Origin of the sequence: Pseudomonas sp. NPDC089547 (assembly GCF_050280665.1) — a bacterium.
GTDB lineage: Bacteria > Pseudomonadota > Gammaproteobacteria > Pseudomonadales > Pseudomonadaceae > Aquipseudomonas.
Window position 1 is genome coordinate 1 of sequence record NZ_JBNNVS010000024.1, and the last position, 23,726, is coordinate 23,726.

Annotated in this window: 22 protein-coding genes; 21 read left to right on the forward strand and 1 reads right to left on the reverse strand. The window is 62.1% G+C overall.

All coding sequences use genetic code 11. From position 1 onward, the window contains the following. The first annotated feature begins 94 nt into the window (after positions 1-94). The 9 genes from ACQKPZ_RS17295 (at position 95) to ACQKPZ_RS17335 (ending at position 10,011) form a co-directional block, all read left to right on the forward strand. Entirely contained in the window at positions 95-277 is a 183-nt protein-coding gene (locus ACQKPZ_RS17295) for a hypothetical protein (RefSeq protein ID WP_427540346.1), read from the forward strand. Between the two features lie 160 nt (positions 278-437). Continuing rightward, positions 438-1,178, forward strand: coding sequence for a flagellar basal body rod protein FlgF (locus ACQKPZ_RS17300; protein WP_403198539.1), 741 nt, complete (start codon positions 438-440; stop codon positions 1,176-1,178). Between the two features lie 47 nt (positions 1,179-1,225). Continuing rightward, positions 1,226-2,011: a flagellar basal-body rod protein FlgG gene (flgG, locus tag ACQKPZ_RS17305; protein WP_264360280.1), complete on the forward strand. Its 786-nt coding sequence runs from the start codon at positions 1,226-1,228 to the stop codon at positions 2,009-2,011. Positions 2,012-2,047: 36 nt separating this feature from the next. Next, on the forward strand, positions 2,048-2,743 hold the full coding sequence (flgH, locus tag ACQKPZ_RS17310) for a flagellar basal body L-ring protein FlgH (protein ID WP_427540349.1): 696 nt from the start codon (positions 2,048-2,050) through the stop codon (positions 2,741-2,743). A gap of 12 nt (positions 2,744-2,755) precedes the next feature. Next, positions 2,756-3,865, forward strand: a complete 1,110-nt coding sequence (locus ACQKPZ_RS17315; RefSeq protein ID WP_403198830.1) for a flagellar basal body P-ring protein FlgI — start codon at positions 2,756-2,758, stop codon at positions 3,863-3,865. Between the two features lie 11 nt (positions 3,866-3,876). Next, complete coding sequence (flgJ, locus tag ACQKPZ_RS17320; RefSeq protein WP_427540352.1) at positions 3,877-5,031, forward strand: flagellar assembly peptidoglycan hydrolase FlgJ; 1,155 nt, start codon at positions 3,877-3,879, stop codon at positions 5,029-5,031. Between the two features lie 12 nt (positions 5,032-5,043). Further along, a complete protein-coding gene (gene flgK, locus ACQKPZ_RS17325) occupies positions 5,044-7,086 on the forward strand; it encodes a flagellar hook-associated protein FlgK (RefSeq protein WP_427540355.1) in 2,043 nt (680 codons plus the stop codon). A 13-nt stretch (positions 7,087-7,099) separates the two neighbouring features. Then, positions 7,100-8,662 (forward strand): flagellar hook-associated protein 3, encoded by a 1,563-nt coding sequence (locus ACQKPZ_RS17330; protein ID WP_427540358.1) that lies wholly within the window; start codon positions 7,100-7,102, stop codon positions 8,660-8,662. Between the two features lie 419 nt (positions 8,663-9,081). Further along, positions 9,082-10,011 (forward strand): ketoacyl-ACP synthase III, encoded by a 930-nt coding sequence (locus tag ACQKPZ_RS17335; RefSeq protein WP_427540361.1) that lies wholly within the window; start codon positions 9,082-9,084, stop codon positions 10,009-10,011. Here ACQKPZ_RS17335 and ACQKPZ_RS17340 read toward each other — a convergent pair. Continuing rightward, positions 9,999-10,385 carry a hypothetical protein gene (locus ACQKPZ_RS17340; RefSeq protein WP_427540364.1) on the reverse strand — a complete coding sequence of 129 codons (387 nt, stop codon included), beginning with the start codon at positions 10,383-10,385 and terminating at the stop codon, positions 9,999-10,001. The two genes, ACQKPZ_RS17335 and ACQKPZ_RS17340, sit on opposite strands and share 13 nt — an antisense overlap. 17 nt (positions 10,386-10,402) lie before the next feature. Here ACQKPZ_RS17340 and ACQKPZ_RS17345 point away from each other — a divergent pair, with 17 nt between their 5' ends. From ACQKPZ_RS17345 to ACQKPZ_RS17400, 12 genes are all read left to right on the forward strand, one after another. Beyond that, on the forward strand, positions 10,403-11,845 hold the full coding sequence (locus ACQKPZ_RS17345; RefSeq protein WP_427540367.1) for a flagellin: 1,443 nt from the start codon (positions 10,403-10,405) through the stop codon (positions 11,843-11,845). A gap of 76 nt (positions 11,846-11,921) precedes the next feature. After that, positions 11,922-12,278: a flagellar protein FlaG gene (locus ACQKPZ_RS17350; protein ID WP_427540370.1), complete on the forward strand. Its 357-nt coding sequence runs from the start codon at positions 11,922-11,924 to the stop codon at positions 12,276-12,278. An 82-nt stretch (positions 12,279-12,360) separates the two neighbouring features. Beyond that, complete coding sequence (fliD, locus tag ACQKPZ_RS17355) at positions 12,361-13,749, forward strand: flagellar filament capping protein FliD (protein WP_427540373.1); 1,389 nt, start codon at positions 12,361-12,363, stop codon at positions 13,747-13,749. Positions 13,750-13,876: 127 nt separating this feature from the next. Continuing rightward, positions 13,877-14,278: a flagellar export chaperone FliS gene (gene fliS / locus ACQKPZ_RS17360; protein ID WP_427540376.1), complete on the forward strand. Its 402-nt coding sequence runs from the start codon at positions 13,877-13,879 to the stop codon at positions 14,276-14,278. A gap of 10 nt (positions 14,279-14,288) precedes the next feature. Continuing rightward, positions 14,289-14,588, forward strand: coding sequence for a flagellar protein FliT (locus ACQKPZ_RS17365; protein WP_403198522.1), 300 nt, complete (start codon positions 14,289-14,291; stop codon positions 14,586-14,588). 168 nt (positions 14,589-14,756) lie between these two features. Then, a complete protein-coding gene (gene fleQ / locus ACQKPZ_RS17370) occupies positions 14,757-16,232 on the forward strand; it encodes a transcriptional regulator FleQ (RefSeq protein WP_427540379.1) in 1,476 nt (491 codons plus the stop codon). Positions 16,233-16,627: 395 nt separating this feature from the next. Next, on the forward strand, positions 16,628-17,398 hold the full coding sequence (gene rfbF / locus ACQKPZ_RS17375; protein ID WP_427540382.1) for a glucose-1-phosphate cytidylyltransferase: 771 nt from the start codon (positions 16,628-16,630) through the stop codon (positions 17,396-17,398). After that, positions 17,389-18,456 carry a CDP-glucose 4,6-dehydratase gene (rfbG, locus tag ACQKPZ_RS17380; RefSeq protein WP_427540498.1) on the forward strand — a complete coding sequence of 356 codons (1,068 nt, stop codon included), beginning with the start codon at positions 17,389-17,391 and terminating at the stop codon, positions 18,454-18,456. Before rfbF ends, rfbG begins: the two co-directional genes overlap by 10 nt. Next, positions 18,449-19,771 (forward strand): lipopolysaccharide biosynthesis protein RfbH, encoded by a 1,323-nt coding sequence (gene rfbH / locus ACQKPZ_RS17385; RefSeq protein WP_427540385.1) that lies wholly within the window; start codon positions 18,449-18,451, stop codon positions 19,769-19,771. The genes rfbG and rfbH overlap by 8 nt, the downstream gene beginning before the upstream one ends. Beyond that, positions 19,771-20,463, forward strand: coding sequence for a sugar phosphate nucleotidyltransferase (locus ACQKPZ_RS17390; protein WP_427540388.1), 693 nt, complete (start codon positions 19,771-19,773; stop codon positions 20,461-20,463). Before rfbH ends, ACQKPZ_RS17390 begins: the two co-directional genes overlap by 1 nt. Continuing rightward, a complete protein-coding gene (locus ACQKPZ_RS17395) occupies positions 20,460-21,824 on the forward strand; it encodes a CBS domain-containing protein (protein ID WP_427540391.1) in 1,365 nt (454 codons plus the stop codon). The genes ACQKPZ_RS17390 and ACQKPZ_RS17395 overlap by 4 nt, the downstream gene beginning before the upstream one ends. Continuing rightward, entirely contained in the window at positions 21,821-23,716 is a 1,896-nt protein-coding gene (locus ACQKPZ_RS17400; RefSeq protein WP_427540394.1) for an N-acetylneuraminate synthase family protein, read from the forward strand. The genes ACQKPZ_RS17395 and ACQKPZ_RS17400 overlap by 4 nt, the downstream gene beginning before the upstream one ends. The last annotated feature ends 10 nt before the right edge of the window (positions 23,717-23,726 follow it).

Consider the following 23,726-nt stretch of genomic DNA (forward strand, 5'->3'; position numbering starts at 1 on the left):
GGCCGCTCCTACAGGAGATCGCGTTCCCCTGTAGGAGCGGCCTTGCGTCGCGATGGGCCGCAAAGCGGCCCCAAATTCTGAAAGGTACACGCTCATGAACAGGCTGATACTCGTAGCCCTCCTGGCCATGGCCCTGCCGCTCTCGGCCGCCCCCGCACCGTTCTACCAATGGCAAAGCCTGGCCACCGGTCGTTACATGTGCTCGGCCAGCAATCCCGGCGAAGGCTGGGTACGCCATTCCGGCCCCTACAACAACGCCGCGTGCCGCGCCTTCTGAACCCACCATTGCCGCAGGCGGCAAACATCCGCCGACAAACTGACGTTTGTTGCCCATCGCTGCCCTGAAGCCCCCGTAAACAGGCGCTTTCAGACTTGGTTCGATTATTGCTTCGAACCTGCCTAGTGACAGCGCGGCAGCGACGCGCAGAGGAGATACTGTGGACAAGTTGCTTTATGTGGCCATGACCGGCGCCAGCCAGAACGCGCTGGCGCAAAAGGCCCACGCCAACAACCTGGCGAACATTTCCACCAATGGTTTTCAGCGTGATCTGGAGCAGGCCCGCTCGATGCCGGTGTTCGGCGACAGCTTTCCGGCGCGTGCCTTTGCCATGACCGAGCGCCCGGCCACCGACTTCAGTGAAGGCCCGTTGGTCGAGACCGGTCGTGACCTGGATGTTGCCGTGACCGGCAAAGGGTTCATTGCCGTACAGGCACCGGACGGCAGCGAAGCCTATGTACGCACTGGCAGCCTGAACATCGACGCCCTTGGCGTGCTGCGTGCCGGCAACGGCATGCCGGTGATCGGCAACGGTGGCCCGATCGCCATCCCGCCGGAGCAGAAGGTGGAAGTGGGCGCTGACGGCACCCTGAGCATCCGCTCCATGGGTGAAGGCCCGCGGGTAATGGCCGAGGTCGACCGTATCAAGCTGGTCAACCCGGATACCAAAGGCCTGACCAAGGGCCTGGACGGCCTGATCCATACCACCACTGGCCAGCCGGCCGATGCCGACGTCAACGTGCGCGTGGTGTCGGGCTTCCTGGAGGGCAGCAACGTCAACGCTGTCGAGGAAATGACCTCGGTGCTGGCGTTGTCCCGCCAGTTCGAACTGCACGTCAAGATGATGAACACGGCCAAGGAAGGCGACGAAGCCATGGCTCGGGTTTTGCAAATCGGCTAATCACTTTTGAACGGGTGCCGTAAAACAGGCGCACGAGGAGAACTTACATGCTTCCGGCTCTTTGGGTCGCTAAAACCGGCCTGTCCGCCCAGGACACCAACCTGACGGTCATTTCCAACAACCTGGCCAACGTCTCCACCACCGGCTTCAAGCGTGATCGCGCCGAGTTTGCGGACCTGCTCTACCAGATCAAGCGTCAGCCTGGCGCCCAGTCGACCCAGGACAGCGAGCTGCCTTCGGGCCTGCAGGTCGGTACCGGTGTGCGCATTATCGGTACCCAGAAAAGCTTCGTTGCCGGCAGCCTGCAAACCACCGAAAACCCGCTGGACATGGCGGTCAACGGCCGTGGCTTCTTCCAGATCCTGCAGCCGGACGGCACTGTGTCGTACACCCGTGACGGTACCTTCCACCTGAACTCCGACGGCCAGATCGTTACCGCCAACGGCTATGCACTGGAGCCTGCCGTGGTCGTGCCGAACGACGCGCAAACCTTCACCGTTGGCCAGGACGGCACGGTGTCGATCACTACCGCCGGCAACCCGGCTGCGCAGGTGATCGGCAACATCCAGACCGCCGACTTCATCAACCCGGCCGGCCTGCAGGCCATCGGTGACAACCTGTTCCTGGAAACTGCCGCCAGTGGCGCGCCGCAAGTCGGCACCCCGGGCCTGAACGGTTTCGGCACCACCCAGCAGCAGACCCTGGAAAACTCCAACGTCAGCACGGTGGAGGAGTTGGTGAACATGATCACCACCCAGCGCGCCTACGAGATGAACTCCAAGGTCATCTCCACCGCCGACCAGATGCTGTCGTTCGTGACCCAGCAGCTCTAAGCCCTGTCGCTTCGTTACACCCGTGAGGTATGCACCATGAATCGTCTGTTGTCCGTATTCGCCCTGGGGGGGGCGGTGTTGCTGGCAGGTTGCGTCGGCCCGACGCCCAAGCCCAACGACCCGTACTACGCGCCGGTACTGCCGCGCACCCCGTTGCCGGCAGCGGCCAACAACGGTTCTATCTACCAGGCCGGTTTCGAGCAGAACCTGTACAGCGACCGCAAGGCGTTCCGGGTGGGTGACATCATCACCATCACCCTCAACGAGAAAACCTCGGCCAGCAAGAACGCCGGGTCGCAAATCCAGAAAAACAGCAACGCCAACATTGGCCTGACCTCGCTGTTCGGCAGCACGCCCAACACCAACAACCCGTTTGGCGGTGGTGACCTGTCGCTGGAAGCCGGCTACAACGGCGAGCGCGCCACCAAGGGCGACAGCAAGGCCACCCAGGGCAACACCCTGACGGGCTCCATTACCGTGACCGTGGCCGAAGTGCTGCCCAACGGCATCATTGCCGTGCGCGGTGAAAAGTGGCTGACCCTGAACACTGGCGAAGAGCTGGTGCGCATTGCCGGCATGATTCGCGCCGACGACATCGCCACCGACAACACCGTGCCGTCCACTCGTGTGGCCGATGCGCGCATCACTTATTCCGGTACCGGCTCGTTTGCCGATGCCAGCCAGCCCGGTTGGCTGGACCGCTTCTTCATCAGCCCGCTTTGGCCTTTCTGAGTACGGATGACCATGTTCAACGTGAGGCAGCTGATTGCCGCAACCCTGCTCCTGTCCTGTGCCTTCGGTGCGCAGGCCGAGCGCCTGAAGGACATTGCCAGCATTTCTGGCGTGCGTTCCAACCAGTTGATCGGTTACGGCCTGGTGGTGGGGCTGAACGGCACGGGTGACCAGACCACCCAGACGCCGTTTACCCTGCAAACCTTCAACAACATGCTGTCGCAGTTCGGCATCAAGGTGCCCGCCGGGTCCGGCAACGTGCAGCTCAAGAACGTTGCGGCGGTATCGGTGCATGCCGACCTGCCGGCGTTCGCCAAGCCCGGCCAGGTGGTGGACATTACCGTGTCGTCGATCGGTAACTCCAAGAGCCTGCGCGGCGGCAGCCTGTTGATGACCCCGCTCAAGGGTATCGACGGCAACGTCTACGCCATTGCCCAGGGTAACCTGGTGGTGGGGGGCTTTGATGCGGAGGGGCGTGACGGCTCGAAGATCACCGTCAACGTTCCGTCGGCCGGTCGCATCCCCGGTGGTGCCAGCGTAGAACGGGCCGTGCCGAGCGGCTTCAACCAGGGCAATACCCTGACCCTGAACCTGAACCGCCCCGACTTCACCACTGCCAAGCGCGTTGTCGACAAGGTCAACGAACTGCTTGGCCCGGGCGTGGCCCAGGCGGTAGATGGTGGTTCGGTGCGGGTCAGTGCACCGATGGACCCGAGCCAGCGCGTGGACTACCTGTCGATCCTCGAAAACCTCGAGATCGACCCGGGCCAGGCAGTAGCCAAGGTGATCATCAACTCGCGTACCGGCACCATCGTCATCGGCCAGAACGTCAAGGTGTCGCCGGCCGCGGTGACCCACGGCAGCCTGACCGTGACCATTACCGAAGACCCGATTGTCAGCCAGCCGGGCGCCTTCTCCAATGGCCAGACGGCCGTGGTGCCGCGCTCGCGGGTGAACGCCGAGCAGGAAGCCAAGCCGATGTTCAAGTTCGGCCCGGGCACCACCCTGGATGAGATCGTCCGGGCGGTGAACCAGGTGGGCGCAGCGCCCGGCGACCTGATGGCCATCCTCGAAGCCCTGAAACAGGCCGGCGCCTTGCAGGCCGACCTGATCGTGATCTGAGGACGGCGCGGATGAATATCAAAAGCCAGGTCTCCGGCAGTGCCGACAGCGGTGCCTATACCGACCTCAACCGCCTGAGCGCCCTCAAGCACGGTGACCGCGACAGCGAGGCCAATGTGCGCAAGGTGGCCCAGGAGTTCGAATCGCTGTTCATCAGCGAAATGCTCAAGGCTTCGCGCAAGGCCAGCGACGTGCTGGCCGATGACAACCCGATGAACACCGAAACGGTCAAGCAGTACCGCGACATGTACGACCAGCAGCTGGCCGTGAGCATGTCCCGCGAGGGTGGCGGTATTGGCCTGCAGGACGTGCTGGTGCGCCAGTTGACCAAGGGCCGCAGTGCGTCGATAAACACCAGCCCGTTCCCGCGTGCCGATGGCAGTGGCCCGGCGCTATGGGGCAACAAGGTAGCGGACCCGGTGCATGCCACGCAGTCGTCCGCCACTCGCAACGACGTCGCTGCGCTCAACTCGCGGCGCCTGGCTTTGCCGAGCAAGCTCACCGACCGCCTGCTGGCCGGCATCGTGCCGTCGGCGGACACCGCCAATACAGCAGCCGTGCCTGCCCGTGACGGGCAGCAGGTGGCCAAGGCCTTCGCCGTACCGGACAACGGCCTGCGCATTGTCGGCCGTGCCGTGGCCCAGCCGCCGCTGGCACCAAACAAGGCATTTGCCGACAGTGACGAGTTCGTTGCGACCATGCTGCCGATGGCCGAGCAGGCCGCCAAGCGCATTGGTATCGATCCACGTTACCTGGTGGCCCAGGCCGCACTGGAAACCGGCTGGGGCAAGTCGGTAATGCGTAATACCGATGGCAGCAGCAGCCACAACCTGTTTGGCATCAAGGCCAGCAGTAACTGGCAGGGCGAGCAGGCGCGGGCGATTACCAGCGAATTCCGCGATGGCCAGTTCGTCAAGGAAACGGCTGCATTCCGCAGTTACGACTCGTACCAGGACAGCTTCCACGACCTGGTCAGCCTGCTACAGAGCAATTCCCGCTATCAAGATGCGCTGGACTCGGCCGATAACCCGGAACAGTTTGCAAGAGAGCTGCAAAAGGCAGGTTATGCGACCGACCCGGGCTATGCGAAGAAGATCATCAGCATCGCCCAGCAAATGCAGTCAACCCCGCAATACGCCATGGCTGGCAGAACCACGAATCTATAAAAGGACTAAATCATGTCGAGCCTGATTTCGATCGGCCTGAGTGGCCTGAGTGCCAGCCAGGCGGCATTGTCGGTAACCAGTAACAACATCGCCAACGCCGCGACCAGTGGCTATTCGCGCCAGCAGACGATTCAGGCTGCGGGGCCTTCGCACAATATCGGCGCGGGGTTCCTGGGTACCGGTACCACGCTGGCGGACGTGCGCCGCATCTACAGCTCGTACCTGGACAACCAGCTGCAGACTGCCACCTCGTTGCAGGCAGACTCGGCCACCTTCCAGGACCAGATCACCAGCATCGACAAGCTGCTGGCCGATCGCGACACCGGTATCAGCTCGGTGCTTACCGCGTTCTTCTCGGCCCTGCAGACCGCAGCGGCCAAGCCGGGCGATGTCGCCTCGCGGCAACTGCTGCTGACCCAGGCGCAAACCTTGAGCAACCGTTTCAACGCGGTAAGCACGCAGCTGTCGCAGCAGAACGACACGATCAACTCGCAGCTCGACACCATGGCGGGGCAGGTCAACAAGCTCACCGCCAACATTGCCGAGTACAACAAGCAGATCGCCGCGGCTTCGGGCACTGGCAATACCCCCAACAGCCTGCTGGATGCGCGCAGCGAAGCGGTGCGCCAGCTCAACGAGCTGGTTGGCGTGACCGTGCAGGAGCGCGACGGCAACTACGACGTGTACCTGGGCAGTGGCCAGTCGCTGGTCACCGGCAACAAGGCCAACACCCTGTCGGTGCAGCCGGGTACGGCCGACAAGAGCCAGGCCAGCTTGCGTATCAACTACGAGTCGTTCAGCTCCGATGTGACCTCGGTGGTGACCGGTGGCTCGATCGGCGGCCTGCTGCGCTACCGCCAGGATGTGCTGACGCCGTCCATGAACGAGCTGGGCCGTGTGGCCCTGGTGGTGGCCGACAGCATCAACAGCCAGCTGGGGCAGGGCCTGGATGCCAATGGCCAGTTCGGCAGCTCGCTGTTCTCCAGCATCAACAGCGCCACCGCCGTTGCCCAGCGCAGCCTGGCCTCATCGAACAACAGCTCAGGCTCCGGCAACCTGGATGTAACCATCGCCAACAGTGGCGCGCTGACCACCTACGACTACGAGGTGAAGTTCACCAGCGCCAACCAGTACAGCGTGCGCCGTTCCGACGGTACCGACATGGGCAGCTTCGACCTCAGCGCCGACCCGGCTCCGGTGATCGACGGCTTCAGCCTGTCGCTGAACGGTGGCGGCCTGTCGGCAGGCGACAGCTTCAAGGTGATCCCCACCCGTGCAGCAGCTGGCAGCATCACCACCACCCTGACCGATGCCAACAAACTGGCCTTTGCCGGGCCGATCAGCGCGACCTCGGGCAGTGGCAACAGCGGCACTGGCACCATCACCCAGCCTACCTTGAGCGAATCGCTGGATATCTACGGCGGTGCCGACACCGCGCTGATCCAGCAGTCGATTCGCGACTCGATGCCGGTGCGCGTGGTGTTCGATGCGGCCAGTGGTGGCTCGCAGGGTTACAAGCTGTATGACTCCAAAGGCACGCAGATTGGTACCGGCAGCGTGGTGCCCGGCCAGGACAACAAACTGTCCATTTCCGTGCCGATGCGCGACAGCAGTGGCAACCCGATCCTCGATGGCAGCGGCAACCCGCGTACCTTTGCGGTCGAGACCACCATTGCCGGCAGCCCGGCCACCAACGACAGCTTCACCCTGGCGTTCAATGCCGACGGCAAGGCCGACAACCGCAACGCCACGGCGCTGCTGGGCCTGCAGACCAAGTCGACGGTGAACACCGGCTCCGGTGGTGGTACCAGCTTCACTTCGGCCTATGCCTCGCTGGTCGAGCGCGTGGGTGCCAAGGCCAACCAGGCGTCCATCGACACCACGGCAACCGAGGCGGTGCTCAAGTCCGCCAGCGAAAGCCGTAGCGCGGTGTCGGGCGTCAACCTCGATGACGAGGCGGCCAGCCTGGTGAAGTTCCAGCACTACTACACGGCGTCGTCGCAGATCATCAAGGCGGCGCAAGAAACCTTCAGCACCCTGATCAATGCCTTGTAAGGAGTAGACGATCGTGCGTATTTCCACTGCCCAGTTCTATGAGGCCAGCGCCAGTAGCTACTCCAAGAACTTCTCCAGCATGAACAAGACCAACGATCAGGTCACGTCGGGCATTCGCATCCAGACTGCCGCCGACGACCCGGTCGGCGCGGCGCGCCTGTTGCTGCTGCAACAGCAGCAGTCGCTGCTGGACCAGTACAGCGGCAACATCAACACCGTCAGCAACGCCCTGCTGCAGCAGGAGAGTGTGCTCTCCACCATCAACGATGCCATGCAGCGCGCCAGCGAACTGGCGATCCGTGCCGGTGGCGCCGGGGTTACCGACTCTGACCGCGTGGCCATCAGTACCGAGTTGAAGGAGATCGAGGCGAACATCTTCGGCCTGCTCAACTCGCGTGATGCCAACGGCGACTACATGTTCGGCGGCTCCAAGAGCACGACGCAGCCCTATGTGCGCAACTCCGATGGTACCTACAGCTATCAGGGCGACCAGACCCAGTTGAGCCTGCAGGTCTCTGATACCCTGAACCTGGCCACCAACGACAGCGGCTTCAGTATTTTCGACTCGGCCAGCAACAAGAGCCGTACCCAGTCGACCCTGCTGGTGCCGGCCACTGACGATGGCGTGGTAGGTGTGTCGCCAGGGCTGATGACCTCCAGCACCAGCTACAACAACAGCTTCACTGCAGGCCAGCCCTACAAGCTGACCTTCACCAGCGCGACCCAGTACACCATCACCGACGCCAACGGCAACGACGTCACCTCTGAAACGGCCACCAACGGTACCTTCGACAGCAAGACCGAGGGTGCCAACCGCATTGCCCTGCGTGGGGTGGAGTTCGAGATCACCGTCACCCTGGAAGAGGGCGCCGATGCCGACGCCGCAGTGGCCGGTCGCGCATTTTCCCTGGAGGCGCGCCCGGACTCGTTCAATACCACCCGCAACGGCGCCAACACGTCCACTGCCCAGGTCACCAGCAGCACCGTGACCGACGAAGCGGCCTATCGCAGCACCTTCCCCAGCAATGGCGGGGTGATCAAGTTCACCGGCCCGGGCGCGTATGAGTTCTACGCCCAGCCGCTGACGGCAGACAGCAAGCCGGTGGCCAGTGGTACCTTTACTGCGCCGTCGTTGACGGTGGCTGGCGTGACCTACCAGGTATCCGGTTCGCCAGAGGCGGGTGACCAGTTTGCGGTTACCGCCAACACCCACCAGAACCAGAATGTGCTGGAAACCATCAGCCAGCTGCGCGCAGCACTGGATACGCCAGTGACCGGTGCCGGCGCGGCCAATGCGATGAAGGATGCGGCGGCTTCGGCAATTGCCAACCTGGCCAGTGCCCGTGAGCAGGTCGACATTACCCGTGGCTCGATCGGTGCCCGTGGCAACTCGCTGGAGATCCAGCGCCAGGAGAACACTAGCCTGGGCCTGGCCAACAAGACCACCCAGAACGCCATCGGCAACACCGACATGTCGCAGGCGGCCATCACCCTGACCTTGCAGCAGGCGATGCTTGAGGCCTCGCAGTTGGCCTTCTCGCGCATTTCGCAGCTGAGCCTGTTCAACAAGCTCTGATCCAGCCGTTACATCCTGGGGCTGCTGCGCAGCCCGATCGCGACACAAGGCCGCTCCTACAGATACTGCGCTTTCCTGAGCATTGCGCAGTCCTGTAGGAGCGGCCTTGTGTCGCGATCGGGCCGCAAAGCGGCCCCGGCAATATCGGTTACGAAGTTGACAATCCGGGCGTCGTGTCCGCCTGGTCATTTCCCGAATTCCCCGCTCCCCACACCCTCTGCAAGGCTTTCGCAGCATTTCAATGTGACCAATGAGTCAAAACGGTCATCTTCCCTGTATTCTATGCAGCAGCTGTTGCAGCATTTTGTTACCGGTGCGCAGGTGAGCGCTGCCTTCAACCCCTGGCAGTCATGCCCCGGTATTTGGCGCCCTCAATTCATCGAGTGGTGGTCTTTGGCTGTTTTCATTGGGAAGCCAGAATGATTGGCATCAAAAGCATCGCGAGTTACGTGCCCACCGCTGGCCTGGACAACTACGTCCAGGGTGCGAAGTTTGGCAAGGACGAAGAGTTCATGTTCGGCAAGATCGGCGCGTCGTTCCTGCCGCGCAAGGCCGAAGAACAGGAAACCTCCGACCTGTGCGTAGAAGCCGCCCAGGCCCTGTTCGCCAGCAACCCGGACCTCGACCCGCAGTCGATCGATGCGTTGATCGTGGTCACCCAGAACGGTGACGAGGAAGGGCTGCCACACACTGCCGCCATCGTCCAGAGCAAGCTCGGCCTGTCTACCCGCGTGGCGGCGTTCGACGTGTCGCTGGGTTGCTCCGGCTACGTGTATGGCCTGTACGCGATCAAGGGCTTCATGGAGGCGGCAGGGCTGAAGAACGGCCTGCTGATCACTGCCGACCCGTATTCGAAGATCGTCGACCCGGAAGACCGCAACACCACCATGCTGTTCGGCGACGCCGCCACGGCGACCTGGATGGGTGAAAACGCGGTATGGAACCTGGGTCAGGCGCGTTTCGGTACTGACGGTTCCGGTGCCGAGCACCTGAAGGTCACGGACGGCAAGTTCTTCATGAACGGCCGCCAGGTGTTCAACTTTGCCTTGGTCAAGGTGCCGGCGCACCTGCACGAGTTGCTGGATGCCAGCGGCCTGAAATCTTCAGACATCGACGCCTTCTGCATCCACCAGGGCAGCGCGGCGATTGTTGACGCCGTGGCCCGTCGCTTTGAAGAAGAGCACCCCGAGAAGTTCGTGAAGGACATGCTGGAAACCGGTAATACCGTGTCTTCCAGCGTGCCGCTGCTGTTGCAGAAGCACATGCTTGACGGTAGCTGGAAGCGCGTGGCTATCAGCGGCTTTGGCGTGGGCCTGTCGTGGGGCTCGGCCATCCTCTATCGCGACTGATCTTCAGCAGCTTCATAAAAAAGCGCCCGGCGGCCACCGCCCGGCGCTTTTTTAATGCCTGTAAAAATATTCGCAGATCCGTGTGCGATCCCTGTGGGAGCGGGCTTGCCCGCGAACACCGGCAAAGCCGGTGCCATCCACTGAGTCGCCTTCTTCGCGGGCATGCCCGCTCCCACAAGGGTGACGGCGGAGTCTGGAGTTGGTTTTTGACGCCAATAAACCGCCCTTAACCCCTTGATTTCTCGAGGCTGGCCCGCTGCCAGCATTTTTTTTTCGAAAAAGCCCTCAAGCAACCCGCGCACCCGACGATAACTATTACGAAGGTTCTCTAGGCCAGTCCGGCGGTTGCCAAGGCCGGAAGCCGCAGTACCCATCCAACGAGGATTTCGTCATGGCTTTAACTGTAAACACCAACATTGCGTCGATCACCACTCAGGGCAACCTGACCAAGGCTAGCAACGCTCAGACCACTTCGATGCAGCGTCTGTCCTCGGGTCTGCGTATCAACAGCGCTAAAGACGACGCTGCAGGCCTGCAGATCGCCAACCGTCTGACCAGCCAGATCAACGGCCTGGGCCAGGCAGTGAAGAACGCCAACGACGGTATCTCCATTGCCCAGACCGCTGAAGGTGCAATGCAGGCTTCGACCGACATCCTGCAGAAAATGCGTACCCTGGCCCTGTCCTCGGCTACTGGCTCCCTGAGCGCCGACGACCGTAAGTCGAACAACGACGAATACCAGGCTCTGACCGCTGAACTGAACCGTATTTCGGAAACCACCACCTTCGGTGGCCAGAAGCTGCTGGACGGCTCGTACGGCACCAAGGCCATCCAGGTCGGCGCCAACGCCAACGAAACCATCAACCTGGCACTGGACAACGTTTCGGCCAAGAGCATTGGTTCGCAGCAGGTCAAGTCGCAGACTATCGCACCTAGCGCTAGCGGCCTGGCGGCAGCCAACCTGACTGTAACCGGCAACGGCCAGACCAAGACCGTCGCATACGGCGCTGGTGCTTCGGCCAAAGACATCGCTGCCCAGCTCAATGGCGCAATTGGTGGCTTGACTGCTGCAGCCAGCACTGAAGTCAAGCTGGCCGTTGCCAGCGGTGCTGCAGCCACCCCAGCCAACTTCGACCTGACCGTAGGTAGCAGCACTGTTAGCTTCATCGGTGTTACCGACACTGCAAGCCTGGCTGATCAGTTGAAATCCAACGCTGCCAAGCTGGGTATCAGCGTCAACTACGACGAGTCGACCCAGAGCCTGGAGGTCAAGTCCGACACCGGCGAAAACCTTAAATTTACCTCGCAGGCCGGCGCAGCTGCCATTTCTGTCGGTGCCAAGAACGGTGACGGTGACTACCCAGGTACCCTGACCGCTCTGTCTGGTACTGCTGCCGCTACCTCGGTGGTAACGGGTCAGATTTCCTTGGACTCCGCCAAAGGTTACTCGGTTGCCAACGGCGGTACCGGTACTGGTGCTACCACTCTGTTCGGTGCTGCTTCGGTCTCTTCTACCAAGACCACCATCGCCGACACCGACGTTACCGATGCCGTCAACGCCCAGAACGCCCTGGCCGTTATCGACAAGGCCATCGGTTCGATCGACAGCGTTCGTTCGGGCCTGGGTGCTACCCAGAACCGTCTGCAAACCACCGTCGACAACCTGCAGAACATCCAGAAGAACTCCACCGCTGCCCGCTCCACCGTGCAGGACGTGGACTTTGCTTCGGAAACTGCCGAGCTGACCAAGCAGCAGACTCTGCAACAGGCTTCCACCGCGATCCTGTCGCAGGCTAACCAGCTGCCTTCCTCGGTCCTGAAACTGCTCCAGTAATTCAGGCGCCTGAGTAAAGGGTGAAAGGGCGCGTTTACGTGCCCTTTCGCCCTTTTTGACATGAGGAGTTCGAAGCATGGACATGAGTGTCAAGCTGAGCCAGGTGTATCCGTCTGCGTTACCCCAGGCGCCAGTCGCTGACCGGGATCGCGACCCGGCAGTGCCTGCCAAGGTGCAGGAGGCTGCGGCTCCCGCCAACCAGCCGCACACGCGTGAAGACCTGGAAAAGGCAGTTGGCGAGATTCGTGATTTCGTCCAGTCGAGCCAGCGTCAGCTGGACTTTTCCATTGATGATTCCACTGGTCGGGTTGTGGTCAAGGTGATTGCCACCCAATCAGGCGAGGTGATCCGCCAGCTCCCGTCGGAAACGGCGCTGAAGCTCGCGCAAAGCCTCAGTGAAGCCAGCAGCCTGCTGTTCGATGATCAGGCATAGGCTGGCATGATTTTTGTTGCTGTCGCCCCTTGATGGATTTATCCGCCAAGGATCCGGCAGCTACTGAACAAGGAGAGCAATGATGGCAGGTACAACAGTCAGCGGTATTGGCTCGGGCATCGATACCCAGGCGATCGTCGAATCCCTGGTGGCCGCGCAGAAGGCGCCGAAGCAGGCGCAGATCAATACCCAAACGCTGAAGGCAACCACCACGTTGTCCTCTATCGGCAAGATCCAGTCGGCCCTGGACGCCTTCCGCGGCGCCTTGACCAACATGACCGACACCAACAGTTTTGGTGGCCTGAGCCTGAAGTCTTCGGATGAAAAGGTCGCGACCGTGACCATGGGCACCGGCGCTGCCAACGGTTCGTTCAAGTTGATTGTCGACAAGCTGGCCACGGCATCCAAGGTTTCGACCAAGGTATACGCCAATGGCGCGGGCACGGTAGTCAATAGCGGCACCAGCCCGACCACCTTGACCATGAGCCAGAATGGCAAGAGTTACGATCTGAGCGTTCCTGCCGGTGCAACCTTGCAGCAGGTGCGCGATAGCATCAACAGCCAGTTCGGTGTGGCCGGCCTCAGTGCCAACGTGCTGACCGACGCCAATGGCTCGCGCTTGATCATTACCTCGACCACCATGGGCGAAGGCTCCGACATCACCCTGTCGGGCAATTCGGGCATCGACACGGGGTATACCGTTGTGGATGAGCCGACGGATGCCGAGTACACGCTGGACGGCATTGCCATGAAGTCCAAGACCAACGACATCACCGATGCCGTCAGCGGTCTGAACATCAAGTTGGTGGGTACTTCGCCGAAAAACGCTACCAGTGGCGAGGTTACGGCGACGGTGCTGTCGCTGACGACCAGTTCCGCTACATTGAAGTCGGGTTTGAAGGGTTTCATCGATACCTACAACGCCTTGCTCACTGTAATGAACGCTGAAACCAAGGTCACCAAGAATGCCGACGGCACCATGACCGCTGCGGCGCTGACCGGTGATGCCACGATGCGGACGTTGATGTCCTCGATTCGGGAGGAACTCAATGCGGTCGCGGGCAACGGTACCCTGAAGTCGCTGGCTGCCTTTGGTGTAACTTCCGCGCAAGATGGCGGTGCGTTGAGCCTGGACGACAAGAAGTGGGACAAGGCTGCCTCCACCAACGCGGCGGACCTTACCAGCATCTTCAATGGCAAGGACGGCCTGCTGGCGCGCCTGCAAAAGGTGACCGAGCCGTTCGCCAAGGCCAGTACCGGTACTCTCGCCGAGCGCTCCAAGGTCCTGAGCGAAAGCCTGACCAAGCTCAAGACCGAGCAGGACACCCTGGACGCCCGCATGGAAGCCCTGCAGAAAAGCCTGCAGGACAAGTACAACAACATGGATACCCTGGTCACCCAGCTGCGTCAGCAGCAGAGCTCCGTGCTCAGTACGCTCAATGCGCTGAACAAATCGAGCAGTGACGATTAATCCGTGAACATTGCATGAAGTCCGGGCATGATGCCGGGCTTCATGTCATCGGCCGGTAAAGTTTTTCGCCGCCTGCCCGATACAAGGAATATCTCCCCTTTAAGCCTGCCCGTCACGAGGTCGCAAGATGAATCCCATGAGAGCCCTTCGTCAGTACCAGAAGGTCAATTCCCATGCCCAGATTTCCGAAGCCACGCCCCATCGCCTGGTGCAGATGCTGATGGAAGGCGGCCTCGATCGCATGGCTCAGGCCAAAGGCGCCATGGCACGCGGGGACATCGCGGAAAAGGGCCTGATGCTCGGCAAGGCGATCGACATCATCATCGGTCTGCGCGACGGCCTGCAGCCGGAAAAAAGCGAAAACCCTGAGTCTGTCGAGAAACTCGACTCTCTTTACGTCTACATGACCAACCGCTTGATGCAGGCCAATATCGACAACGATGCCGGCATTATCGACGAAGTTGCCCAGCTGCTGATTACCGTGAAAAGCGGTTGGGACGGCATTGCCGACGCCCAGCCCGCCAGCTGATGGCAAGGAGATGACCGTGACCGCACTGCAACGCCTCGATGACACCTGTGATGCCCTGATCGGGGCGCTGGGTGAGCGTGACTGGGATGCCATTGCCAAGCTGGATGTGGCGTGCCGCGTGTGCATCGACGAGGTGCTGGAAACCCACGCGATGGACCAGGCGTTGCTGCGCGAGAAGCTGGAAGGGGTGCTGCGGGTCTACCGCAACCTGATCGACGTGACAACCGGCGAACGCCAGGCAATTGCTGAAGAAATGATGCAGATCAACCAAGCGAAAAATGCTTCGAAGGTTTACCATTTGTTCAGTTAAGATGCGCACAACTTAACAAAAGGCGCCATAAATTTGACTGTGTGGGCCTTTTTGACTTTACTAGTGGCTGTTTTCGAATTTCAGACGTCCGAACACTGACCATTCAGTCGGAATGATGTCGAGCTTGCCCTTGCAGGGCGCCGATATGACTAGGGAAGTTGCTATTGCATGTGGCGTGAAACCAAGATTCTGCTGATCGATGACGACAGCGCACGCCGCCGCGACCTTGCGGTGGTGCTGAACTTCCTGGGCGAAGAAAACCTCGCTTGCTCAAGCCATGACTGGCAGCAGGCGGTCGAGCCGTTGGCGTCGAGCCGCGAAATATTGTGCGTGCTTATCGGCAGCGTGAATGCTCCGGGCAATCTCCTTGGGCTCGTTAAGACAGTGGCCGGGTGGGATGAGTTCCTTCCGGTCATGCTTTTAGGTGAAATTTCTTCTGCGGACTTCCCGGAAGACCTTCGCCGCCGAGTGCTTTCCAACCTGGAAATGCCGCCAAGCTACAGCCAGCTGCTGGATTCGCTGCACCGTGCCCAGGTCTACCGCGAGATGTACGACCAGGCGCGCGAGCGTGGCCGCCAGCGCGAACCCAACCTGTTCCGCAGCCTGGTCGGCACCAGTCGTGCCATTCAGCATGTGCGGCAGATGATGCAGCAAGTGGCCGATACCGACGCCAGCGTGCTGATCCTGGGTGAGTCGGGCACCGGCAAGGAAGTGGTGGCGCGTAACCTGCACTACCACTCCAAGCGCCGCGAAGCGCCGTTTGTGCCGGTCAACTGTGGTGCCATCCCGGCCGAGTTGCTGGAAAGCGAGCTGTTCGGCCATGAGAAGGGCGCCTTCACGGGGGCAATCACCAGCCGTGCCGGGCGTTTCGAGCTGGCCAATGGCGGTACCCTGTTCCTCGACGAAATCGGCGACATGCCGTTGCCAATGCAGGTCAAGCTGTTGCGTGTGTTGCAGGAGCGCACCTTCGAACGCGTGGGTAGCAACAAGACCCAAAGCATCGACGTGCGCATCATTGCCGCGACGCACAAGAACCTCGAAACCATGATCGAGGACGGCAGCTTCCGCGAAGATTTGTACTACCGGCTGAACGTGTTCCCTATCGAGATGGCGCCGCTGCGTGAGCGGGTGGAAGACATCCCGTTGCTGATGAACGAGCTGATCTCGCGCATGGAGCACGAGAAGCGCGGTTCCATCCGCTTCAACTCCGCCTCGATCATGTCGCTGTGCCGCCATGGCTGGCCGGGCAACGTGCGCGAGTTGGCCAACCTGGTCGAGCGCATGGCGATCATGCATCCGTACGGGGTCATTGGCGTATCGGAGCTGCCGAAGAAATTCCGCTATGTCGATGACGAAGACGAGCAGCTGGTCGACAACCTGCGCAGCGATCTGGAAGAGCGCGTGGCCATCAACGGCCATGCGCCAAGCTTCAGCAATCACGCCATGCTGCCGCCCGAAGGCCTGGACCTCAAGGACTACCTCGGTAGCCTGGAGCAGGGCTTGATCCAGCAGGCGCTGGACGATGCCAACGGCATCGTGGCGCGCGCGGCTGAACGTTTGCGTATTCGTCGTACCACCCTGGTCGAGAAGATGCGCAAGTACGGCATGAGCCGCCAGGCTGGCGAGGATCAGGCGGAGGATTGACGCCTGGCCGGGGTGTTCACCTCGGCTTCTCCGCTCTTCTTCAGATCGAGCGCCGCCCGCGCGGCGCATCGCGAGCAAGCTCGCTCCTACATTTGTTTCGGGCCAGTTCTTCCTGATGCGCACGCGCGCGCTCCTTCGTCCTCCACTTCAATATCGTGCGGGACAAACAAGGCGGTCGCGCGCGTCGGTGCAGGGGTATTGGCCTGAAACAGATGTAGGAGCGAGCTTGCTCGCGATGCGCCGCGCGGGCGGCGCTCGATTACCGCCCTTCTGAAAATCTCAAGTCATGCATTGCGAAAGCCTCAGAAAGCAGGCATGCGTTTTGCTTTGCCTAGCGCATAGGGCCTGGGGTCAGTTTTCTGTCGCCCCTCCGACCAATGCGGACGAAGAGCACAATGAAAGCAGTCATTCTGGCCGGTGGGCTGGGCACACGCATCAGCGAAGAATCCCACCTGCGCCCCAAGCCGATGATCGAAATAGGCGGCAAGCCGATCATCTGGCACATCATGAAGATCTACTCCCACTACGGAATCAACGACTTCGTCATTTGCCTGGGCTACAAGGGCTACGTGATCAAGGAGTACTTCGCCAACTACTTCCTGCACATGTCCGATGTTACCTTCGACATGGCGGAAAACCGCATGGACATCCACAACCGCCACGCCGAACCTTGGCGGGTGACGCTGGTGGACACCGGGGAAAATACCGCCACGGGTGGCCGCCTGAAGCGTGTCCGCGAGTACGTTGGCAATGAAACCTTCTGCCTGACTTACGGCGACGGTGTGTCCGACGTCGATATTCCGCGCCTGGTCGACTTCCATCGCCAGCACGGCAAGATGGCCACGGTTACTGCTGTACAGCCTCCGGGGCGCTATGGCGCTCTGGACGTGCACGGCCAACAGGTACGCGGCTTTCAGGAAAAGCCGGCGGGCGACGGTGGCTGGATCAATGGTGGCTTCTTCGTGCTCGAACCGGCCGTGCTGGAATACATCGACGGCGATACCACCACCTGGGAAGACGAGCCCATGCGTCGCCTGGCCGAGGACGGCCAGCTCATGAGCCACCTGCACCGCGGCTTCTGGCAACCGATGGACACCCTGCGTGATCGCACGCTGCTTGAAACCCATTGGAAAAACGGCGACGCAGCATGGCAGCTATGGCGCTGAACCCTGCATTCTGGGCCGGGCGCCGCGTGCTGCTGACCGGGCATACCGGCTTCAAGGGCGGCTGGCTGGCCATATGGCTGCGCCAGCTTGGCGCCGAGCTGCGCGGCTTCGCCTTGCCTGCTGCCAGCACGCCTTCGTTGTGGCAGGTGGCGCAACTGCAACAGCAGGTTGCCGGCGACCTCGCCGATATCCGGGATGCCTCGGGGCTTGCCCGTGCCTTGAAGGATTACCAGCCCGAGCTGGTGCTGCACCTGGCGGCGCAACCGCTGGTGCGCGAATCGTACCGGGCGCCAGCCGACACCTACGCAACCAACGTCATGGGCACGCTCAACCTGCTGGAGGCCGTGCGCGCCACACCTTCGGTGCGTGCGGTGCTGGTGGTGACCACCGACAAGTGCTACGACAACCGCGAGTGGCCATGGCCTTATCGTGAGCAGGATGCCCTGGGCGGCTTCGACCCCTACAGCAGCAGCAAAGCCTGTGTCGAACTGCTGTGCGCGAGCTACCGCGATTCGTTCCTGCGTTCCGCCGGCGTGGCGCTGGCAACGGCGCGCGCAGGCAACGTGCTGGGTGGCGGCGACTGGTCTGCCGAGCGCTTGTTGCCGGACATTTTCCGCGCCTGGCAGGGCGGTGAAGAAGTGGTCCTGCGTTATCCACATGCCACACGCCCCTGGCAGCACGTGCTCGACCCGCTGATGGGCTACCTGCAACTGGCGCAGGGCTTGCTCACGGATGCCGAGGCACACGCAACCGCTTGGAACTTCGGCCCTGACAGCGCAGGGCTGGCCACTGTCGGCGACATCGTCCAGCGGCTTGCCGAGCGCTGGCCCGGCGAGGCGCGCTGGTCGATTGCCGGCGATGCCCAGCCGCACGAAGCCGGCCTGCTGGCGCTCGATTCCAGCAAAGCACGCCAACAGCTTGGCTGGGTGCCGCGCTGGTCGCTGGATGACACCCTGAAACATACCCTGGACTGGCATCTGGCCTGGCGCGCAGGGCGTGACATGAACATCGTTACCCGCGAGCAGATCGCGGCTCACCAAGGCGGAACCCATGAGTGACAGTACGGCGCAGCAGTTGCGCCAACAGATTGCCGAACTGGTCGGGCGTTATGCCGAGCTGCAGATGGCGCCGAAGCCTTTCGTGGCAGGGCAGAGCACTGTTCCGCCTTCCGGCAAGGTGATCGGTGCCGGCGAGCTGCAGATGATGACCGAGGCGGTGCTGGATGGCTGGCTGACGACCGGGCGCTTCAACGAGGCGTTCGAGAAGCGCCTGGCCAAGTACCTGGGGCGTCGCTGCGTACTCACCACCAACTCCGGTTCTTCGGCCAACCTGCTGGCATTCTCCGCGTTGACCTCGCCACGCCTTGGCGACCGGGCGATCAAGCCGGGTGACGAGGTGATCGGCGTTGCCGCCGGTTTCCCGACCACCGTCAACCCTATCCTGCAATTCGGCGCGGTACCGGTGTTCGTCGATATCGAGATGGGCACCTACAATATCGACCCGGCGCTGATCGAGGCGGCCATCGGCCCGAAGACCAAGGCGATCATGCTGGCCCATACCTTGGGCAACCCCTTCGACCTGGGCGCCATCCGCGCCCTGTGCGACAAGTACAACCTGTGGTTGATCGAGGACTGCTGCGATGCCCTGGGGTCCACCTACCAGGGGCGTATGGTCGGCACCTTCGGCGACATCGGTACCCTCAGCTTCTACCCTGCGCACCACATCACCATGGGCGAGGGCGGGGCGGTGTTTACCGATTCGCCCTTGCTCAAGCGCATCATCGAATCGTTCCGCGACTGGGGCCGTGATTGCTACTGCGCGCCAGGCGAGGACAACACGTGCAGCAAGCGCTTCTGCTGGCAAATGGGTGACCTGCCGCAAGGCTATGACCACAAGTACACCTACTCGCACCTGGGCTACAACCTGAAGATCACCGACATGCAGGCCGCCTGTGCATTGGCGCAGATGGACCGGGTGGATGATTTCGTGGCTGCGCGCAAACGCAACTTTGTCTGGCTCAGCGAGCGCCTGGCCGGCTGTGCGGACAAACTGATCCTGCCGCGGGCCACCGCCGACAGTGACCCTTCCTGGTTCGGCTACCCGATTACCCTGCGCGATGGTTGCGGAATCAACCGTGTCGAGCTGGTGCGCTACCTCGACGAGCAGGGTGTGGGTACGCGCCTGCTGTTTGCCGGCAACCTGACCCGCCAGCCCTACATGCAGGGGTTGAACTACCGGGTTTCCGGCGAGTTGCCAGTCACTGACAAGATCATGAACGACACGTTCTGGATCGGCCTGTGGCCGGGCTTGAGCGACGACCATCTGGAACATGCGGCGCGCTGCCTGGAAACTTACCTGCAGAGGCTCTGCTGATGCGCGCCTATGTCCTGTGTGGCGGTTTCGGTACGCGGCTGCGCAGCGTTACCGACGCGCAGAAGGCCTTGGTGCCCGTTCACGGCGAACCCTTCCTGGCGCACGTATTGAGCCAATTGGCCCGTGCCGGTATCCATGAAGCCGTACTGTGCGCGCATTATCGCGCCGAACAGGTAGCCGAGCAGCTTGCCGAGCTGTCGTGCCAGGCCGGCCTGCCACTGTCGATGGTGGTGGAAGACAGCCCATTGGGAACCGGCGGCGCACTGCTCAATGCGTTGCGCGAGCAGCCTGCGCAAGGGCGTTATCTGGTACTCAATGCCGATACGTTTGTAGACGCGCAGGGTTACCGGCAGATGCTGGCCAGCGAAGGTAACGCCGTGCTGGCGGCGCGGGTCGATGACCGCAGCCGTTACGGCAGCCTGGCAGTGAATGCTACCGGGCACCTGGCCTCGCTACAGGAAAAAGGCGTGCAGGGGCCCGGCCTGATCAACGCAGGGGTTTATGCCTTTACCGCGTCGACCTTCGCCACCAGCCCCGTTCGCGCATGTTCGATGGAGCACGACTTGCTGCCCGAGTTGCTTCAGCGACAGGCCGTAACCGTTGTCGACTACAGCGGGCGCTTCATCGATATCGGCACGCCAGAATCGCTTGCGCGCTACACCCACGAATTTCTACCGGATACTTCGCTATGAGCCTGCTTGTGCAGACCCTCAGCATCGGCGAGCACCAGAGCATTCTCGATGCGGTCAAGTGCATCGAGGCGGGCGCCTTGCAGATCGCCTTCGTGGTTGCCGATGACCGCCGCCTGCTGGGGGTGGTAACCAACGGCGATGTACGTCGCCACCTGTTGCAGGGTGGGCAGACCGACCTGCCGGTGACCACCTGCATGAACAGCCATTACCGCTCCGTTCAGGCCGGGGCATCGCGAGAGGAATTGCTCAAGGCGTTCGACCTTGGTTTCAACGCCATCCCGGCTGTGGACGAGCAGGGGCGCCTGGTCGAGGTCTATACCCGGCTGATGGCGGCCAGCCCGGAAGTGCCGGTGCTGGCGCGGGCCCGTGCGCCGGTGCGCATGAGCTTCTGTGGCGGTGGTGCGGACCTGACCTATTTCTTCATCGACCACCCGGCAGCGGTGCTCAGCTGTACCGTCGGGCTTTATGCCCACGCCACCCTGGTGCCGCGCAGTGACCGTGGTATCCGCATTTTCTCTGAAGACCTGGGCCGCGAGGAGGACTACGACTCCCTGGCGGACCTGCTGGCCGCCAGCGAGAAGAGCCTGTTGGCGACCATCGTTTCGGTGATCAAGCCGCAATATGGCTTCGATCTCTACCTGCGTTCGGATTTCCCGGTGGGCTCTGGGCTGGGCGGCTCCTCCGCGGCTACCACGGCCACCATCGCGGCATTCAATGAACTGCGCCAGGACCGCTGGAGCACCTATGAGATCGCTGAACTGGCGTTCCAGGCCGAGCGCCTGTGCTTCGGCATCGCCGGCGGCTGGCAGGATCAGTACGCCTCGGCTTTCGGTGGCTTCAACCTGATCGAGTTCGAGAACCAGCGCAACCTGGTACACCCGATTCGCCTTGAAGAGGCGACCCGCAACGAGCTGGAGTCTTGCCTGGTGTTGTGCGACACCGGTATTTCTCACGACTCTGGCCGCCTGCATGAACTGCAGCGCGAAGAGATGCAGGCCGAGTCCTCGCAAACGGACCTGCTGCACGCCAGCGTGGCGCTGTGCCGGCGTATGCACCGGTACCTGATTCGCGGCGAGTTGCGCGAGTTCGGCTTGTGCATGGACGAAGCGTGGCGCCTGAAAAAACGCTTTTCCTCGGCAATCAGCCATGACCACCTTGATCAGATCTACGCGGCGGCGTTGGCGGCCGGCGCGCTCGGCGGCAAGCTGCTGGGCGCCGGTGGCGGTGGCTTCTTCCTGTTCTACGTACAACCCCAGCATCGCCAGCGCGTGGTGCAAGCGGTGCGTGCACTGGGCTGCCAGACTCAAGGCTTCCGCTTTGAGACTTGCGGTGTAACTTCCTGGCGGACAAAAATCCAATGACCCCGATTCTTCTCGACGGCATCGCCCTGGGTGGCGAGCGCGTCTATGTCATTGCCGAAGTCGGCAACAACCACAACGGCTCGCTGGCGTTGGCCAGGCAACTGGTGGATGCCGCCATTGCGGCGGGCGCTGACTGCGTCAAGTTCCAGCTGCGCAACCGCGAGGCGCTGTACCGGCGCAAGGCTGATGGTTCGCGTGCCGAAGACCTTGGCGTGGAGTACATCCAGGACCTGCTCGACAAGGTTGAGCTGAGCCTCGACGAACACCGCCAGGTACGCGCCTACTGCGCGCAGAAGGGCATCACCTACCTGTGCACCCCGTGGGATGAACCCAGCGTCGATGCCCTGGCGCAATTCGACGTAGCGGCCCTGAAAATCGCTTCGGCGGATTTGTCCAACCCCTACCTGATCGCCAAGGCCGCCAGCCTGGGCAAGCCGTTGATCCTGTCTACCGGCATGTCCTTCGAGCACGAAATCATCCGCGCCATCGAACAGCTCAACGCGCTGGGTACGCCCTTCGCGCTGCTGCACTGCAACAGCGCCTACCCGGCGCCGGAGGCAGATATCCAGCTCGGCTACCTGCGCCGTTTGCAAGCGCTGCATGGCCTGATCGGCTATTCCGGCCATGAGCGCGGTATCGCTATTACCCTCGGCGCAGTGGCCCTGGGCGCCAAGCTGGTGGAGCGCCACATCACCCTGGACCGTAACATGGAAGGCCCGGACCACCTGGCCAGCCTGGAACCCACCGAATTCCGCCAGCTGGTGGACGGCATCCGCCAGCTGGAACTGGCGCTGCCCTGGCAAGGGCCAGGTCGCCATGCCAGCCAGGGTGAGTTGCTGAACCGCGAGAACCTTGGCAAGAGCGTGATCGCTGCCCGCGACATCCCCCAAGGCGCGGTACTGGAGCAGGGCATGCTGCGCATCGCCAGCCCTGGCCAGGGCCTGCCGCCGTACCGGTTGCCGGAGCTGCTGGGCAAGCCGGCCCAGCGCGATATCGCCCAAGGCGACTTCCTGTTCGAGAGCGATCTGCAAGAGCAGCAAGCCGAGCAGAAACTGGCGTTCGACATGCCGATTCGCTGGGGTGTGCCGGTGCGCTACCACGACTTCCGCGACTACCAGCGGCGTATCGAACCGGATCTGTTCGAGTTCCATCTCTCGTACCGCGACCTCAGCCTGAAACCACAGCCTTTCCTGGCTGAAGTGGCATGTTCGCGACTGGTGGTTCACGCGCCGGAGCTGTTCGAGAATAGCGAGCTGCTGGACCTGGTTGCGGACGACCCGGCCTACCGTCGCCGCTCCATCGACAATTTGCAGCGCGTGGTCGATGCCACCCTGCAGATCGGTGAGTTCTTCCCCGCGGCCGATGCCCGGCTGATCGTTGCCAACATCGGCGGTTTCTCCGCCGACGCGCCACGCCCGTTGGCCATGCGCCCCGAACTTTACGAGCGTTTCCACGAAGCCTGCCGGCAGGTGGACTTCGCCGGTACCGAGCTGATCCCGCAGAATATGGCGCCGTTCCCGTGGCACTTCGGCGGCCAGCGCCACCAGAACATCTTCATGATGCCCGACGAACTGGCGGCCCAGGCCCGCGAGCACGGCCTGCGCCTGTGCCTGGACCTGTCGCACTTGCAGATGACCTGCTTCCACTTCGGCCTCGATTTCCAGGCCGCGCTGGCGCTGCTGCTGCCGCACTCGGCGCATCTGCACGTGGCCGATGCCAAGGGCATCAATGGTGAGGGCGTGCTGATGGGCACCGGCGACATCGACTGGCCGGCCACCTGGGCGCAGATTCGCCAACACCCCGAAGTCAGCTTCATTCCTGAAGTCTGGCAAGGGCATAAGGATCATGGTGCTGGCTTCTGGTCGGCATTGGCATACCTGCAGTCACTATGAGAAGTCCGGC